General features: G+C 67.2%; 16 protein-coding genes. 11 read left to right on the forward strand and 5 right to left on the reverse strand.

The features are described 5' to 3' along the window. Positions 1 to 11: 11 nt before the first annotated feature. Positions 12 to 1,046 (reverse strand): LacI family DNA-binding transcriptional regulator, encoded by a 1,035-nt coding sequence (locus AUL32_RS03180; protein WP_061974848.1) that lies wholly within the window; start codon positions 1,044 to 1,046, stop codon positions 12 to 14. Positions 1,047 to 1,167: 121 nt separating this feature from the next. Beyond that, the gene (locus tag AUL32_RS03185; protein ID WP_148639993.1) at positions 1,168 to 1,632 is read right to left on the reverse strand and encodes a MarR family winged helix-turn-helix transcriptional regulator; all 465 of its coding nucleotides are present in this window, start codon (positions 1,630 to 1,632) and stop codon (positions 1,168 to 1,170) included. A 146-nt stretch (positions 1,633 to 1,778) separates the two neighbouring features. Between AUL32_RS03185 and AUL32_RS03190 the strand changes: the two genes are divergently transcribed. Genes AUL32_RS03190 through AUL32_RS03200 form a run of 3 tightly spaced genes read left to right on the forward strand, consistent with a single transcriptional unit; the run spans position 1,779 to position 4,773 of the window. Further along, positions 1,779 to 2,627, forward strand: a complete 849-nt coding sequence (locus AUL32_RS03190; RefSeq protein ID WP_062111707.1) for a creatininase family protein — start codon at positions 1,779 to 1,781, stop codon at positions 2,625 to 2,627. Between the two features lie 5 nt (positions 2,628 to 2,632). Further along, positions 2,633 to 3,796: a CobW family GTP-binding protein gene (locus AUL32_RS03195; protein WP_062111710.1), complete on the forward strand. Its 1,164-nt coding sequence runs from the start codon at positions 2,633 to 2,635 to the stop codon at positions 3,794 to 3,796. Beyond that, positions 3,796 to 4,773, forward strand: coding sequence for a WD40 repeat domain-containing protein (locus AUL32_RS03200; RefSeq protein WP_062111711.1), 978 nt, complete (start codon positions 3,796 to 3,798; stop codon positions 4,771 to 4,773). Before AUL32_RS03195 ends, AUL32_RS03200 begins: the two co-directional genes overlap by 1 nt. 66 nt (positions 4,774 to 4,839) lie before the next feature. Here the strand turns inward: AUL32_RS03200 and AUL32_RS03205 are convergent, their stop codons facing one another. Both AUL32_RS03205 and odc2 read right to left on the reverse strand, forming a co-directional pair. Continuing rightward, positions 4,840 to 5,430, reverse strand: coding sequence for a GNAT family N-acetyltransferase (locus AUL32_RS03205; RefSeq protein WP_062111713.1), 591 nt, complete (start codon positions 5,428 to 5,430; stop codon positions 4,840 to 4,842). 253 nt (positions 5,431 to 5,683) lie between these two features. Continuing rightward, a complete protein-coding gene (odc2, locus tag AUL32_RS03210; protein ID WP_061974860.1) occupies positions 5,684 to 6,817 on the reverse strand; it encodes an ornithine/lysine decarboxylase in 1,134 nt (377 codons plus the stop codon). A gap of 530 nt (positions 6,818 to 7,347) precedes the next feature. Between odc2 and AUL32_RS03215 the strand changes: the two genes are divergently transcribed. The 4 genes from AUL32_RS03215 (at position 7,348) to AUL32_RS03230 (ending at position 10,744) form a co-directional block, all read left to right on the forward strand. Beyond that, positions 7,348 to 8,265: a LysR family transcriptional regulator gene (locus tag AUL32_RS03215; protein WP_061974861.1), complete on the forward strand. Its 918-nt coding sequence runs from the start codon at positions 7,348 to 7,350 to the stop codon at positions 8,263 to 8,265. 43 nt (positions 8,266 to 8,308) lie between these two features. After that, a complete protein-coding gene (locus AUL32_RS03220) occupies positions 8,309 to 8,836 on the forward strand; it encodes a L,D-transpeptidase (RefSeq protein ID WP_082659215.1) in 528 nt (175 codons plus the stop codon). 102 nt (positions 8,837 to 8,938) lie between these two features. Further along, on the forward strand, positions 8,939 to 9,610 hold the full coding sequence (locus tag AUL32_RS03225; protein WP_061974865.1) for a DUF1007 family protein: 672 nt from the start codon (positions 8,939 to 8,941) through the stop codon (positions 9,608 to 9,610). Positions 9,611 to 9,667: 57 nt separating this feature from the next. After that, positions 9,668 to 10,744, forward strand: a complete 1,077-nt coding sequence (locus AUL32_RS03230; RefSeq protein ID WP_062111715.1) for a nickel/cobalt transporter — start codon at positions 9,668 to 9,670, stop codon at positions 10,742 to 10,744. A gap of 1 nt (position 10,745) precedes the next feature. Here the strand turns inward: AUL32_RS03230 and AUL32_RS03235 are convergent, their stop codons facing one another. Beyond that, complete coding sequence (locus AUL32_RS03235) at positions 10,746 to 11,507, reverse strand: gamma-glutamyl-gamma-aminobutyrate hydrolase family protein (protein WP_062111717.1); 762 nt, start codon at positions 11,505 to 11,507, stop codon at positions 10,746 to 10,748. 281 nt (positions 11,508 to 11,788) lie between these two features. Here AUL32_RS03235 and AUL32_RS03240 point away from each other — a divergent pair, with 281 nt between their 5' ends. From AUL32_RS03240 to AUL32_RS03255, 4 genes are all read left to right on the forward strand, one after another. Then, positions 11,789 to 12,496, forward strand: a complete 708-nt coding sequence (locus tag AUL32_RS03240; protein WP_062111719.1) for a hypothetical protein — start codon at positions 11,789 to 11,791, stop codon at positions 12,494 to 12,496. Between the two features lie 107 nt (positions 12,497 to 12,603). After that, complete coding sequence (locus AUL32_RS03245; protein WP_062111721.1) at positions 12,604 to 13,149, forward strand: regulatory protein RecX; 546 nt, start codon at positions 12,604 to 12,606, stop codon at positions 13,147 to 13,149. 173 nt (positions 13,150 to 13,322) lie between these two features. Beyond that, complete coding sequence (locus AUL32_RS03250; RefSeq protein WP_062111727.1) at positions 13,323 to 13,886, forward strand: type 1 glutamine amidotransferase domain-containing protein; 564 nt, start codon at positions 13,323 to 13,325, stop codon at positions 13,884 to 13,886. 137 nt (positions 13,887 to 14,023) lie between these two features. Continuing rightward, positions 14,024 to 14,275, forward strand: coding sequence for an aa3-type cytochrome c oxidase subunit IV (locus AUL32_RS03255; protein WP_061974875.1), 252 nt, complete (start codon positions 14,024 to 14,026; stop codon positions 14,273 to 14,275). The last annotated feature ends 116 nt before the right edge of the window (positions 14,276 to 14,391 follow it).

A 14,391-nucleotide genomic window follows, 5' to 3' on the forward strand; every position in this document is an offset into this window, starting at 1 on the left:
CTTGGGTCCTTTCAGGACTTGGTGAGATCGGTACCGAGCGATAGGCGGCTGGAGCGACGGATACGGAGCTCGGGCTTGATGAGTTCCACCCGCTCCACGGCCGGCTCGCCGTTCAGCCGGGCGAGCAGGGCGCCGGCAGCCCGCTCGCCGACCTCGCTCTGGCCGTTGGAAACGGTGGTGAGCGGGGGCATGGCGATGGCGGCCTCGTCGATATCGTCGTAGCCGCAGACGGCGATGTCGACTCCCGGCCGCAAGCCGGCGCGCGACAGGCCGTACATGAGGCCGAGCGCCACGAGATCGGAAAAGCAGACCACGGCGTCCGGCCGGTCCGGCAGCGCCAGAAAGTCCCGCGCCGCGTCGAAGCCGGAATGGCGCGAGCGCGGCCCCCTGATCCACCATTCCGGCCGCACTTCCAGGCCGGCCTCTTCCAGCGCGTTCTGGTAGCCGCGTTGGCGGTCGCGCCCGGTCGAGGTCTGGTCGGTGCCGCCGATCAGCGCGATCTTGCGATGCCCTTCCTCGATGAGATGGCGCACCACGAGCGACATGCCGTAGGTGTCGTCACCCCGGAAGGAGGTGACGCCCGAACCCTCGACGGTGCGGGCGATCAGCGTCACCGGCAGGTCGTTGGTCTCGGCCAGATGAATGTCGGAGGGCGGCGTGCCGATGGCGGGCGAGAGGATCAGCCCGTCGGCGCCGAGCTGCAGCAGCGTGTCGAGAAAGGCGCGCTGCTTGGCGAGGTCGTCATAATGATTGCAGAGAATGAAGGTCTGGCGATGGCGGCCGAGCTCGTCCTCCACCGACTTCAGGATCTCGCCGTAGAACGGATTCATGATGTCGTGGACGCAGACGCCGACGATGCCCGACTTGGAGGTGCGAAGGCTGGCCGCGCGCCGGTTGTAGATATAGCCGGACTGCCGCGCCTCTTCCTTGATACGCTCGCGCGTCGCCTCCGCCACGAGGGGGCTGTCGCGCAGGGCCAGCGAGACCGTGGCCGTGGAAAGGCCGAGCGCTTCGGCGATCGTCGATAATTTGACCTTTTGAGCCACCTATACGCCGTTCCGCATCCGTCCGGTTGTCCTTGGCCTAAGGGTTTAAGGACTGGCCGGGCCCGGCGCAACAGGAGCCGGCGGGAAGCTGCGCGGCGGCGGGGCGGATGTGCCGGGCGCGCTAATCCTCGGTTTCCGCCAGATCGACGCCGTCCGGCGTGCCGAGATTGCGCTCGATGCGGCGCAGGAGCTTGCGCAGGGTCTTGCGCTGCTTGGCCGAAAGGCCGGCGAAGGCCTGGCGCTCGGTCTCGACCTGCGCGCGGCGCACGCCCTCCACCAGCGATTCGCCCCGTTCGGTCAGGTGCACCGTGCTGCCGCGCCGCTCGGCCGTGCCGGCGCGCTTTTCCACGAGATCCTGCGCGGCGAGGCGGCCGATGGTCTTGGTGACGGTGGGCGGGCGCACCGATAGTTTCTCGGCGAGATCGCGCAAGGTCAGGCCGCGATCCTCCGCAATGGCGAGAAGCGCGGCGTCCTGGCCGGGATGAAGGCCTTCGCCTGCCAGCCGAACGGAAAGCGTGGTGCGGGCGGCGCGCGAGGCGAGCGTCAACTGGCTGAGAAGTTTCCGCTTGTTCTTCTTTCCCCTCATGCCGCTCCCTTGCTTGGCAGGTGTAAAGGGCAGCATGGACCGGAGCCCCTGTCATAGTCCATCGCAAACCCAAGCCGGCTGCAGGTTTGCAGGCCAAACCCAAGGGGCTTAAGACCCGAGGCGAGGTTCAGTCAGGGAAGGCCGCCATGCCGACGCTCGCCCAGCGCTACGAGGAGAACACCACGGCCGATCTTGCGGCGCTGGGCCCCGCCCTGGCGCGCGCCGTCGCCGTGGTGCCACTGGCCGCGACCGAGCAGCACGGGGCGCATCTGCCGCTCGGCACGGACGCGATCATCGCCGACGCCATGGTGGAGCGGGTTCTGGCGCGCCTGCCCGAAACGCTCGCCGCCACATTCCTGCCGGTGCAGCGGATCGGCACTTCGGACGAGCATGGAAGCTTTCCCGGTACGCTGTCCTTGGACTGGCGCACGGGCGCGGAAACGCTGCTGCGCATCGGCGAGGGGCTGGCGCGCGCAGGCTTTCGGCGAATGTGCTTCGTGTCCTCGCATGGCGGCAACACGCAGGTGATGGAACTGGCCGCGCTGGATCTTCGCCGGCGCTTCGGCCTTCTCTGCGCCACCGCCGGCTGGCAGCGATTCGGCCTGCCGGACGGGCTCGTGCCGGAGCTGGAGCGGGCGATCGGCATTCACGGCGGCGCGGTGGAAACCGCGCTCATGCTGGCCTTCCGGCCGGACCTCGTGCGGGCGCAAAGCGTTGCCGACCAGCCGTCGCGCCAGAGCGAGATGGCTCTGGAGCTGCGGCATCTCAGAGCCCATGGCCGGCTCGGCTTCGGCTGGCTGGCGGAGGATCTCAACCCCGTCGGCACGGTGGGCGACGCCCGGCTGGCCTCGGCCGCGATGGGCGAGGCGATCGCCGACCATCAGGCGCGGGGCTTCGTGGAATTCCTCAGTGACATCGCCCGCTTCGATCTTGGCGCGGGGCTCGTGCAATCGCCACGAGGCGGGACTATATCGGGCGGACCTGTCATGGAGTGACCCCGATGTCCGACTCTGCTCGCGGCTCCGAAAACCAGATTCCCGTCACCGTTCTCACCGGCTATCTCGGCTCCGGCAAGACGACGCTGCTCAACCGGATTCTCTCCGAGAACCACGGCCAGCGCTACGCCGTGATCGTGAACGAGTTCGGCGAGATCGGCATCGACAACGATCTCATCGTCGAGACCGACGAAGAGATCTACGAGATGAACAACGGCTGCATCTGTTGCACCGTGCGCGGCGATCTCGTGCGCGTGGTGGAGAACCTGACCAAGCGCCCCGGCCGGTTCGACGCGATCATCGTGGAGACGACGGGCCTCGCCGATCCCGTGCCCGTGGCTCAGACCTTCTTCATGGACGAGGACGTGCGCGCCAAGACGCGGCTCGACGCCGTGGTGGCGCTGGTGGACGCCAAGCACCTGCCGCTGCGCCTCAAGGATTCGCGCGAGGCCGAGGACCAGATCGCCTTCGCCGACGTCGTGCTTCTCAACAAGACCGACCTCGTCACGCCGGAAGAGCTGGCACGCGTCGAGGCGACGGTTCGCGCCATCAACCCGCATGCCGTGATCCATCGCACCGAGCGCTCCGCGATCGACCCGCGCCGCGTGCTGGGGCAGGGTGCGTTCGACCTGAAGCGCGTGCTCGATCAGGATCCGGAATTCCTCGAGGAAGCCGCCCACGCGCATGACGACCATGTCTGCGGCCCGGACTGCGACCACGACCACCATCATCACGACCATAGCCATGGTCACGACCACCATGCTCACGGCCATGACGACCATGCGCATCACGACCACGGGCACGATCACCACGACCACCATCATCATGGCGAGGCTTCGCCGATCCACGACGTGACGGTGATTTCGGTTTCGCTGCGCGGCGGCGAGGTGGACCAGCGCAAGTTCTTCCCCTGGATCCAGAACCTGACGCAGACCGAAGGGCCGAATATCCTGCGCCTCAAGGGCATCATGGCCTTTGCCGGCGATCCCGATCGCTATGTCGTGCAGGGCGTTCACATGATCATCGAGGGCGACCACCAGCGCGCCTGGCGCGAAGGCGAGGCGCGCGAAAGCCGACTTGTCTTCATCGGGCGCGAGCTCGACGCCAAGCGTCTGGAGCGCGAGTTCCAGGCGTGCCTCGCCAAGTCCAGCGAGGCAGTCGGCGCCTGATGCCGCAGGTCGTTCCCTATAGCTTCGACAATCATGTCGAGACGGCGCTTTTCCTGGGAGAAGCGCCGGTCTTCGCCCTGTCCGACGGCACGGTGCGCTTTCCCGCCGGCGGCGAGCGGGTGGTGGAGGCGCACAAGGGCGGCCTCGTCACCGCCCGGTTCGACCCGTTCTCCAACCGCCTGCTAACGGGCGGGGAGGACGGGCGCGTCGTGTCCATCCTCGCCGATGCCGGCCAAGCCGAGCTCGGCTCCGCCGGGCGCAAGTGGGTCACGTCCGTTGCCGGTGGGCCGGGCGGCGCGCTCGGCTTTGCCGCCGGCCGCTCGGCCTTCGTGCGCGAGGCCAAGGGGCCGGTGCGCGAGTTCGCCCACCCGCGAACGGTGGAGGATGTCGCCTTCGCGCCCAAGGGCCTCCGGCTCGCGACCGCGCGCTATGACGGCGCCAATCTCTACTTCGCCGGCACCGACGCCAAGCCGCAGGAACTGGAATGGAAGGGGCCGCATTCCGACGTCTTCTTCTCGCCGGACGGCCGCTTCCTCGTCACCGTGATGCAGGAAAACGCTCTGCATGGCTGGCGGCTGGAAGACGGCAAGCACATGCGCATGACCGGCTATCCAGCCAAGGTGAAGAGCTGGTCCTGGTCGGCCAAGGGAAAGTTCCTAGCCACCTCCGGCGCTCCGGCTGCAATTCTCTGGCCCTTTTCGGCCAAGGACGGGCCGATGAACAAGGCGCCGCTGGAACTCGGCACGCGCGGCGACACGATGGTCACCGCCGTCGCCTGCCACCCGACCGACGACATCGTGGCGATCGGTTATGCCGACGGCATGATCCTCGCCGTGCGCATCGCCGACTCGAAGGAAGCGCTCTTGCGGCGCGGCGGTTCGGGTGTGGTGCGAACGCTCGGCTGGGACGCGAAGGGCCGCTTTCTCGCCTTCGGTTCGGACAGCGGCGACGCGGGCGTCATCGACATCGCAGTCTAATGCCAAACCTGCCGAGGCCGGCCTCGGCGGGTTTGCTTTACTCCGGCAGCGTCTGAGCCTTCGTCCTCAGGCCGCGGCGGCTAGATCGCCGGCCGCGCTCTCCCGACCCGTCGGCACGATCAGCCCGGCCGCTTGGCGCAGGACGCCCCTTTCGAGTTCCAACCCCAGCAGTCGATGCCGCTCGAACGGGCCGGGCATGACGAGGCCGGCGGCGTGCTCGGCGCAGAAGCCGAAGCGGCTGTAATAGGGCGCATCGCCCACAAGAACGATCGCCTTGTGGCCGCCAAAGGCTGCCTCCGCCACGGCGCGGCGCATCAGGCTAGCGCCGATGCCCAATCCTTCGAAACCAGGCAGGACCGCCAGCGGGCCGAGCAGAAGCGCGGCGACGGGCGCGCCGTCGCGAACACCGGAGGCGATGTTCCACAGGCGAACCGTGCCGACCAAGGCGTCGTCCTCGCTCTCCGCCACCAGCGACAGGCCGCTGGCGGGCAGGCGGCCGCGCCGGATCGCTTCGGACGATTTGCGCGTGCGCCCGGTGCCCATGGCGGCGTCCAGCAAGGTTTCGCGCGCCGTCAGATCCGCTGCCGTTTCGGCGCGCAGATGCACCTCCGGCCGAGCGCGGAGAAGTTCGAACAGGGAAACGGGACGCGCGGCCATGGGGCGATCCTCGAAACGGGAGACGAACGAACTCGCGCCTCAGTCGAAGACCAACGCGCGCGGGAGCGAAAGCGACCGGCCGGGGCTTGAGGGCGCCGGCCAGACCAGAAGCGTGCGAAAGAAAAGGCGAGGCCTGGGCCGGCCTCGTCGCCATCGGTTCGGCACCACCGCCGACGCCCTGGAAAGGGCGACCGACGCTGGGCTCGGTTTTTTGGAATCGGTGTCGGCGTCTTTTACGGCGCCGCCATCACGATCAGATGACGTAGGAGCGCAACGGCTCGAAGCCGTTGAAGGCGACCGCCGAATAGGTGGTCGTGTAGGCGCCCGTGCCCTCGATCAGGACCTCGTCACCCACCGTCAGCGAGATCGGCAGCGGGTAGGGGGTCTTCTCATAGAGCACGTCGGCCGAATCGCAGGTCGGCCCGGCGAGCACGCAGGGCTCCTTGCGGTCCTCGTCGCGCGCCGTCACGATGGGATAGCGGATCGCCTCGTCCATCGTCTCGGCGAGGCCACCGAACTTGCCGATGTCGAGGAAGACCCAGCGATTGGCGTCTTCCACCGACTTCTTCGACACGAGCACGACCTCGGCCTTGATGACGCCGGCATCGCCCACCATGCCCCGACCCGGCTCGATGATCGTCTCGGGCAGGCGGTTGCCGAAATGGCGGCAGAGGCTGGCGAAGATGGCGCGGCCATAGGCCTGCGCGCTCGGCACGTCCTTGAGGTAGCGCGTCGGAAAGCCGCCGCCCATGTTGACGAGGGTCAGCGTGATGCCGCGCTCGGCCAGCGTGTTGAACACGAAGGCCGCGTCCGCCAGCGCGCCGTCCCAAGCCTGCGTATCGCACTGCTGCGAGCCGACATGGAAGGACACACCGGTGGCAACGAGGCCGAGCGCCTGCGCGTGGGTGAGCACGTCCACCGCCATGGCCGGCACGCAGCCGAACTTGCGCGACAGCGGCCATTCGGCGCCCGCGCCGTCCGTCAGCACGCGGCAGAAGACGCGCGCGCCGGGGGCGGCGCGGGCGACCTTCTCGACCTCTTCCACGCAGTCGACCGCGAAGAGCGAGACGCCGAGCGCATGGGCGGCCGCGACGTCGCGCTCCTTCTTAATCGTGTTGCCGTAGGAGATGCGGTTCGCGCTCGCGCCGGCGTTCAGCGCCATCTCGATCTCCGCCACGGAGGCGCAGTCGAAATTGGAGCCGAGCGAAGCGAGGAGGCGCAGGATCTCGGGCGCCGGGTTGGCCTTCACCGCGTAGTAGATCGCCGAATCGGGCAGCGCGCGACGGAAGGCCTGGTAATTGTCTTCCACCACGTCGAGATCGACCACGAGGCAAGGGCCGGTGGGACGTCGGGTGGCGAGGAAATCGATGATGCGCTGCGTGGCCATGGGATAGCTCCGGTAAACCGCGGGGGTTGACAAGGAGCGCACGCGGTCGAACCCACAAGCGGCCGGTGGAGACCCCGCTCATGGACTGAACGCGAAACGCGACAGACGACCGGTCCGAACGGCCGCGAGGCCGCGCAGGAACGGAGGATTGTGCCATGGCTTGGAGGGCTTGAACCCGCCGCACTTCAGGCAAGGATGGTGTGCCTCTGCAGTATTCCCGGAGATGGAGACCGGGAGAGACCAGAAAGGCCCGCACCGTCGTTGCTTCAAGGCGTCCACGATTTCGCCAGCAGCGAAACCGACCTGGAGACTAAACTCCAGTGACCGACCCGGTGACATTCGCATTCGAAGGACCGGGGGACGCCCACAGGCACGTGCGACATTGGGCAGAGGCGGATATAAGTCCGCCAGCCGGCTCAGACAAGCAAAAAATTCACCCTCTTCGGTGGATGCGAACCTGCTAAGGAAGCCAGTCTTCCGGTGTCGTCGGACGGCAACACAGGTCGGTTTTAGGCAAGGAACATGTGCCGATGGATACGTTGACCCGGATGCGCGCTTTTTTGTCCGTGGTGGAGAGCGAGGGCTTCTCCGCCGCCGCGCGCAAGACCGGTCGCTCCAAGGCGCTTCTGTCGAAATACGTGCGCGAGCTGGAGGACGAACTCGGCGTTCTCCTGATCAACCGCACCACGCGGCAGGTGGCCCTGACGGCGGCGGGCGAGATCTACGTGGCGCGCGCCTCCACCATCCTGGCAGATCTGGCGGCCCTGAACGAGGAAGCGCGCGAGGCGACCGGCGAGGCGAAGGGCGCGCTCCGCGTGACCGCCGCGCGCACGTTCGGCGACGCCGAGCTCGGGCTCAGCCTCGTGGAGTTCTCGGCCGCCCATCCCGACATCTCGCTCGACCTTCATCTCAACGACAGTTTCGTCAATCTGGTGGAGGAGGGCTTCGACGTCGCTATCCGCATGACGCGGCTTACCGATTCGTCGATGATCGCGCGCCGGCTCGGCCAGCTCGACTTCGCCATCTGCGCGACGCCGGAATTCCTGCGCGAGCACGGCGTGCCCACCCATCCCACCGAAATTTCGCGCATGCCGGCGGTGATCGATTCCAACGCCAAGGCGCTCTACAACTGGACCTTCCGCGACCCCAAGACAGGCGATCCGATCCCCATCAACGTCTCGGGCCGCTTCTCCGCGAACTCGCCCTACACGGTTCGTGCCGCGACCCTCGCCGGCCTCGGCGTCGCGCTGATCCCCGAATTCGTGGTGCGGCAGGACATCGCCGACGGGCGTCTGGTCTCGATTCTCGATGAATTCGTGCCGCACGATGCCGGCATCTACGCGGTTTTTCCCCATCGCCGACATTTGCCGGCGCGAACGCGCGTGTTTGTTGACTTCTTGGCAACCTGGTTTCGAAAGAATTGCCCGGGTCGCGAGCCCGCCGCTTGACCCATTCGGTCGTGGCGGGGCCGCTTTGATCCGAGGTCAGTCCATGGTCCGCTTTCGCGCACTTGCCGCTTGCGCCGCTTTCGCCCTTTCCCTCGCCTTCGGCCCCGCGCCGGCTCTTGCCGCCGTGCCCGCGGCCGACCGGCAGGAGACGCTGTTCCTGGGCGACTACGAGCCGGGGACGATCGTCGTCTTCACCGGCGCCCGCCAGCTCTTCCTCGTCACCGGCCACGAGCGGGCGCTGAAATACGACATCGCCGTGGGCAAGCCGAGCGAGCAGTGGTTCGGCACGAGCTGGGTGTCGAAGAAGCGCCTCAACCCGATCTGGGTGCCGACGCCCTCCATGCGCGAGGCCAAGCCCACGCTGCCGGTCTCGGTCGGCCCGGGCCCCAGCAATCCGCTCGGCAAGCGAGCGATGAATCTGGGCTGGGGCACCTATCGCATCCACGGCACCAACTCGCCGAACTCTATCGGCTCGGCGGCCTCCGCCGGCTGCTTCCGCATGCGCAACGCCGATGTGGAGGACCTGTTCGAGCGCGTCCATGTCGGCGCGCAGGTCGTGGTGCTGCAGTAACGCTGGAGCGAGGCGGGGCGAGCGGGGCGCTCCCGCTTGCCTTGTCCCCAATTTGGCCGTTCTTTGCCCGTCCAACGAAGCGAATCGAACGGGGACTGCGGCATGAATCGCAAACGGATGGTGCGGGCGGGCGCTGGCGCGCTGGCTCTATGTCTTTCCGCCACCGGTCTGGCGAGCGCCCACCCCCATGTCTTCGCCGATTCGAAGATGGAGATCGTCGGAAACAAGGAGGGCAAGCTCGTCTCGCTGCGCAACATTTGGCGCTTCGACGAGCTTTTCTCCTCCTCGGTCGTGGTGGACTTCGACAAGAACGGCAACGGCAAGCTCGACCCGCCCGAACTCGAGGAGGTGGGCAAGACCGTTCTTGGCTCCATCGCCGAATGGGAGTTCTACACGTTCGTGTCGATCGGCGGGCGCGACATCAAGCTGAAGCCGCCGCATCAGATCCGCGGCTTGTTCGACCATGGACAGCTGACGCTGTTCTTCGAGATGGTGCCGGCCGAGCCGGTGGACCTCACCAAGCAGAAGGTCACCTTCTCGGTCTATGACGAAAGCTATTTCGTCGCCTTCGATTTCGCGGACGAGAACAGCTACCAGCTGCTCGACCTGCCCAAGTCCTGCAAGAAGAGCTTCACGCGGCCGGACCCGGACGCCGACGCGTCGGAATGGATGAACTCGGTCTCCATGCTGAAGCCCGACCAGAAGCTGCCCGACGACGGGGTGAACTTCTCGCAGCTTCTGGCGACGCGCATCGACGTGACCTGCGCGCCTTGAGAGCGCGCTGAACCCCAAGCTTGGCTTCTGCTTCGATCGACCTCGAAAGGCCCCTCCATGCGTTCGTCCCTGCGCCTTGCCGGTCCCACGCTGGTTCTTCTCTGCCTGTTCAGCGGGGCGGCCCTCGCGCAGTCCTCGCTCGGCATCGGCAATGCGGAGGTGACCACCGTGCCGAGTGGGCCGCTGGCCGGGGTCTTCATGGAAATCCTCAGCATCCAGCGCGCCTTCTTCGTGGATCTGCGCCACGCGCTGGTTGGCATCAGGGACGGGCAGGGCGGGTTGTCCTGGCTGGTCGGCCTGTCCTTCGTCTACGGCGTGTTCCATGCAGCCGGGCCGGGCCACGGCAAGGCGGTAATTTCCTCCTACATGCTCGCCAACGAGGTGGAGTTGAAGCGCGGCATCGCACTGTCCTTCGCCTCGGCGCTGGCCCAAGGCCTGTCGGCGGGCCTCATCGTCGCCTTCGGCTGGGTGGTGCTGCGCGGCACGTCGATGTCGATGACCAAGGTCGCCTTCGGCCTGGAACTCGCCTCCTATCTTTCGGTCGGCCTGATCGGCCTTTGGCTGGTTCTTCGAAAGGGACGGGCGCTTCTGCGCCGCCTGCCGTCACTCGCGCTTTTCTTGCGCCCGACGGCGCGGGGGACGGAGGGGCTGGCCTTCGCCGGGCAAGGCACCTTCTCCGATGCCAGCCAGGGCCGGCCCCGGCACCTGCAGCGAGCCTCGGGCGCCTATGGCGCGGATGTCTGCGACGATGCGGCGGGAGACGCCTGCGACTGCGGCCGGCCTCATATCCTGGCCCCGGCTGAGCTCAGTGCAGCCGGCTTTTCCTGGCGCTCGGGTCTGGTCGCCGTGGTGGCGATCGGCCTGCGCCCCTGCTCGGGCGCGATCGTGGTGCTGACCTTCGCGTTGCTCAACGGCCTCTACGGCAGCGGCGCTCTGTCGGTCGCCGCCATGGCGCTGGGCACGGCGATCACCGTGTCGGCGCTCGCCACGCTCGCGGTCCTGGCGAAGGACGTGGTTTTGCGCCTCGGCCAGGGCGCGTCGCGCCTGCGCCCCTTGCGCGCCGCTCTGGAACTGGCCGGCGCGCTGCTTCTGGTCGTTCTCGGCTTCGGGCTGCTCCTGGCCTCGCTGCCCTGATTCAGCGCCGCCGGGCGTCGCGGCGCGCGGCGCAGGCATTGGCGAAGGCTTCGAAAATGGCGCGCGAAGGCGCGTCGCTCATTGCCCAATATTCCGGGTGCCACTGAACGCCGAGCGCGAAGCTCGCGGCGCCGGGCACCGACACGGCCTCGATCGTTCCGTCCTCGGCCCGCGCCTCGACCGCCAGTCCTTCGGCCAGCCGGTCGATTGCCTGCCGGTGCAGCGAATTGACGGCGAAGGGCGCCGTGCCCACGAGCCCCGCCAGCCGGCCGCCCGGCTCGGGGCTGACGGGATGGCGTAGGGCGAAGCGCCCGCTCTGCTCGGGATGGGACGGCGCGCGATGGTCCATCCGCCCGGCCGCATCTTGGATCTCGGTGGCGAGCGATCCGCCTAGCGCCACGTTCAGCTCCTGATGTCCCCGGCAGATCGCCAGAAGCGGCACGCCGCCTTCGATCGCCTTGCGGATCATGGCGAGCGACAGCCGGTCGCGCGCGGGGTCGAAGGGCTCGTGGGCCGGGCTGGGCTCGACGCCGTAGAGCGCGGGATGGACGTTGGAGACAGACCCGGTGACGAGCACGCCGTCGATCCGCTCGAACAGGATGTCGAGATCGCTCTCGTCGGCCAGCGCCGGCACGATCACTGGCAGCGCGCCGGCCACGTCCCGGATCGCCGCGAGATAGGTGCTGGGGCTGGCGTGCCAGGAATAGTTCTCGAACTCCCTGACATCGGCCGGAACAGCCACGAGAAGCCCGTTCGCGCTCATGAGACTTGTCACCTTTCCCGCCAAAATCGGCCCGCTCGGCCCTGAACCTGTCGCATGGCATACGCCCCGGCGCCCCTGCAAGCCCTGGGTCAGCCGCAGGGCGGCGGCGCCGGGCGGCGTTAACACCTCGTTAACCCTCACCGCACTTTAATCAATCCTGCGAGGAGCTTAACGGCCGGTTCCTCCCGCCGGCCATATCCTCAGACAGATTGTTTCAACCCAGCGCGACGCCACAGCTCCCGTGCGGCAGAGCTTTTGCGCGCCTTGTGAAAAGGCATGCCATGATCCCCGTTCTGTCCATCGGATCTCTCAAGACCTCCGGTTCCTCCACCCTGGCCTTGGCGCTCGCGGGCGTCGCTTCGGCGGCGGACATTCCCGTCGTGCTCATCGACGCGGCGCGCGACAAGGACTTGGTGGAATGGGGCACCAAGCCCGGTCGCCCAGAGCGCTGTACGGTCGAGGTGGCCGACGACGAAATGGCGCTGGAGCGTCTGGTACGCGCTGCGCGCCGTCGGGGCGAGGTCGCCATCATCGATGCCGGCGACAATGCCGATCTCCTGCGCGCCGGCGCCCGCCTTGCCGACCGGGCGTTGATCCCGGTGCGCTTTTCGCCGCTCTCGGCCTATGCCGCGCTCGCCACAGACCAGCTTCTGCGAATGGAAATGGGCAAGGGCCGACGCGACCGCGACTGGGCCTTCGTCGCCAGCGCCGTGACCACCATTCCGAGCCGTATCGCGCGCACCATCGAGACGATGATCGAACGCTCGCCCACCCCGCGCCTCGAAACCGGGCTGGTGCAGCGCGCCGCCTATGAGGCGTCCTTCCTCCATGGCGGTACGCTGTTCAACCTCACCGAAGAGCATGTCTCGGGCCTAGACCGCGCCCGCACCGAGGCCACGATGCTGGCCTATGAAGTCGGCCTTCTGGGCGAGCGCTTCGGGTCGCAAGGTACGGGCCACATCGAGCGCGGCTACGCCCGCGCCGCCTGACAGTCGACGTCGATTCAACATGGGAAAAGGCCGGTGCGAGAGCGCCGGCCTTTTCGTGTCGGGCCATGCCCTTGGTGAAGACCCGCATCGGCCCTATAGATCGGCTCATGCGCCGCCAGAGCCCCACCGACGAGCCCAAGCCCCCGAAGCCGATCACGGCCGACTGGCTGTTTCGAGCCGCCGCCCATTATCTCGAGCGCTACGCCGCTAGCACGGCGCATCTGAAGCGCGTCCTAGCGCGCAAGGTGACGCGCCGCGCCATGCTGCGCGGCGAGGATGCTTCGGCCTTCGCCGGGCTGGTGGACGAGACGGTCGCGCGTTTCGTGGAGCTGAAGCTGCTCGACGATCGCGCCTTCGCCGAGGCCAAGCTCGCCAGCCTTCGCCGGCGCGGCGCCTCGCGCCGCCACAGCGCGATGAAGCTCAGCGAGAAGGGCGTCGATCGCGAGACGGTGGCGAGCGTGATGGAAGCCGACGAGACGGACGAGGAGGGAGCGGCCAGGGCCTTGGCGAAGCGCCGCCGCCTTGGGCCGCATCGCACCAGGGGCCGGGCCGAGCGGCGCGACAAGGACATCGCCGCTCTTATGCGCGCGGGCTTTTCCTACTCCGTCGCCATGGCCGCCATCGACGCCGAGCCCGAGCCGGACGCGTTCTGAGCAAGGGCATTATTCGATCGTGCAAGTGAGACTGTGGCGCGATCGATTACGCCGCTTTCGGGGAACCATCCCGAATCGCCTCCGTTAGCTCCCCGAACGGCCATGTGGTGCCGCGCCGCGAGCGGCGCTTCGCAGCACCCGAAAGGGCCGCCAATACGCAAGAGGATTTTCCCATGCCGAGCATCAAACAGGCAAAGATCGCGATTCTCGCCACGGATGGTTTCGAGCAGTCCGAGCTGACGGTTCCGCTGGAAAAGCTGAAGGCAGCCGGTGCTACCGTCCATGTGGTCTCGCTCAAGAGCGGCGAGATCAAGGGCTGGGACCAGACCGACTGGGGCAAGAGCGTGCCGGTCGACAAGGTGCTGTCGGATGTGAGCGTGTCCGACTACGACGCGCTCGTGCTGCCGGGCGGCCAGATCAACCCTGACAAGCTGCGCGCCGAAGAGCAGGCGGTCTCCTTCATCCGCGATTTCTACAATTCCAAGAAGACGCTGGCCGCGATTTGCCATGCTCCCTGGCTTCTGATCGAGGCTGGTGTCATCAAGGGGCGCGACGTCACGTCCTTCAAGTCGATCAAGACCGATGTCGAAAACGCCGGCGGTCGCTGGCACGACGAGACCGTGGTGACGGATCAGGCGCTCATCACCTCGCGCAATCCCGGCGATCTCGACGCCTTCGTGGCGAAGATCATTGAGGAGGTCGAGGAAGGCCGGCACGAGAAGCGTCAGGCCGCCTGACGACGGCCTCACAAGATCGCTCATGGCGGGGCGTCTTCGGGCGCCCCGTTTTCGCATCCATGCGTCAGCTCGATTGCCCGGCCTCCCGCTTTTGGCTATTCAGGGACAAGCTTTGAGCGATCGCGGGGGAGGAAAGCATGGCGGAGCATTCGGGTTTCGAGGTCGGCAAAAGCGCGCCGATGGACTACCGCGAGCATCAGAAGACCTATCTCGGTTTTCTCTGGCTGGTGAAATACGGCACCGCCGGCATCATCGCCATTCTGATCGGCATGTTGATGGGTCTCATCGTCGGGGCCGGCGTCATCATGAGCGTTCTCAGCGTTATCATCACCATGGTGGTTCTGCATTTCGCCGTCCTGAAGGGCGACGAAGTCACGATGAAGCACTGACGGTGCGCGGCTCCCGCCGCAGCGTCCTCAGGTAATACGTCTTCAAACGAAAAAGCCCCGCCGCGAGCGATCGCGGCGGGGCTTTTTCGTTTGTGGTGAATCAGGGCTTGTAGACG

The sequence above is a fragment of the Aureimonas sp. AU40 genome (assembly GCF_001463785.1).
Taxonomy (GTDB): Bacteria; Pseudomonadota; Alphaproteobacteria; order Rhizobiales; family Rhizobiaceae; genus Aureimonas.

Bases quoted from the DNA above. Each gene is read 5' to 3' on its own strand.
- AUL32_RS03185 (WP_148639993.1), bottom strand. From the start codon at position 1,632: ATGAGGGGAAAGAAGAACAAGCGGAAACTTCTCAGCCAGTTGACGCTC.
- AUL32_RS03190 (WP_062111707.1), top strand. From the start codon at position 1,779: ATGCCGACGCTCGCCCAGCGCTACGAGGAGAACACCACGGCCGATCTT.
- AUL32_RS03195 (WP_062111710.1), top strand. From the start codon at position 2,633: ATGTCCGACTCTGCTCGCGGCTCCGAAAACCAGATTCCCGTCACCGTT.
- AUL32_RS03200 (WP_062111711.1), top strand. From the start codon at position 3,796: ATGCCGCAGGTCGTTCCCTATAGCTTCGACAATCATGTCGAGACGGCG.
- AUL32_RS03205 (WP_062111713.1), bottom strand. From the start codon at position 5,430: ATGGCCGCGCGTCCCGTTTCCCTGTTCGAACTTCTCCGCGCTCGGCCG.
- odc2 (WP_061974860.1), bottom strand. From the start codon at position 6,817: ATGGCCACGCAGCGCATCATCGATTTCCTCGCCACCCGACGTCCCACC.
- AUL32_RS03215 (WP_061974861.1), top strand. From the start codon at position 7,348: ATGGATACGTTGACCCGGATGCGCGCTTTTTTGTCCGTGGTGGAGAGC.
- AUL32_RS03220 (WP_082659215.1), top strand. From the start codon at position 8,309: ATGGTCCGCTTTCGCGCACTTGCCGCTTGCGCCGCTTTCGCCCTTTCC.
- AUL32_RS03225 (WP_061974865.1), top strand. From the start codon at position 8,939: ATGAATCGCAAACGGATGGTGCGGGCGGGCGCTGGCGCGCTGGCTCTA.
- AUL32_RS03230 (WP_062111715.1), top strand. From the start codon at position 9,668: ATGCGTTCGTCCCTGCGCCTTGCCGGTCCCACGCTGGTTCTTCTCTGC.
- AUL32_RS03235 (WP_062111717.1), bottom strand. From the start codon at position 11,507: ATGAGCGCGAACGGGCTTCTCGTGGCTGTTCCGGCCGATGTCAGGGAG.
- AUL32_RS03240 (WP_062111719.1), top strand. From the start codon at position 11,789: ATGATCCCCGTTCTGTCCATCGGATCTCTCAAGACCTCCGGTTCCTCC.
- AUL32_RS03245 (WP_062111721.1), top strand. From the start codon at position 12,604: ATGCGCCGCCAGAGCCCCACCGACGAGCCCAAGCCCCCGAAGCCGATC.
- AUL32_RS03250 (WP_062111727.1), top strand. From the start codon at position 13,323: ATGCCGAGCATCAAACAGGCAAAGATCGCGATTCTCGCCACGGATGGT.
- AUL32_RS03255 (WP_061974875.1), top strand. From the start codon at position 14,024: ATGGCGGAGCATTCGGGTTTCGAGGTCGGCAAAAGCGCGCCGATGGAC.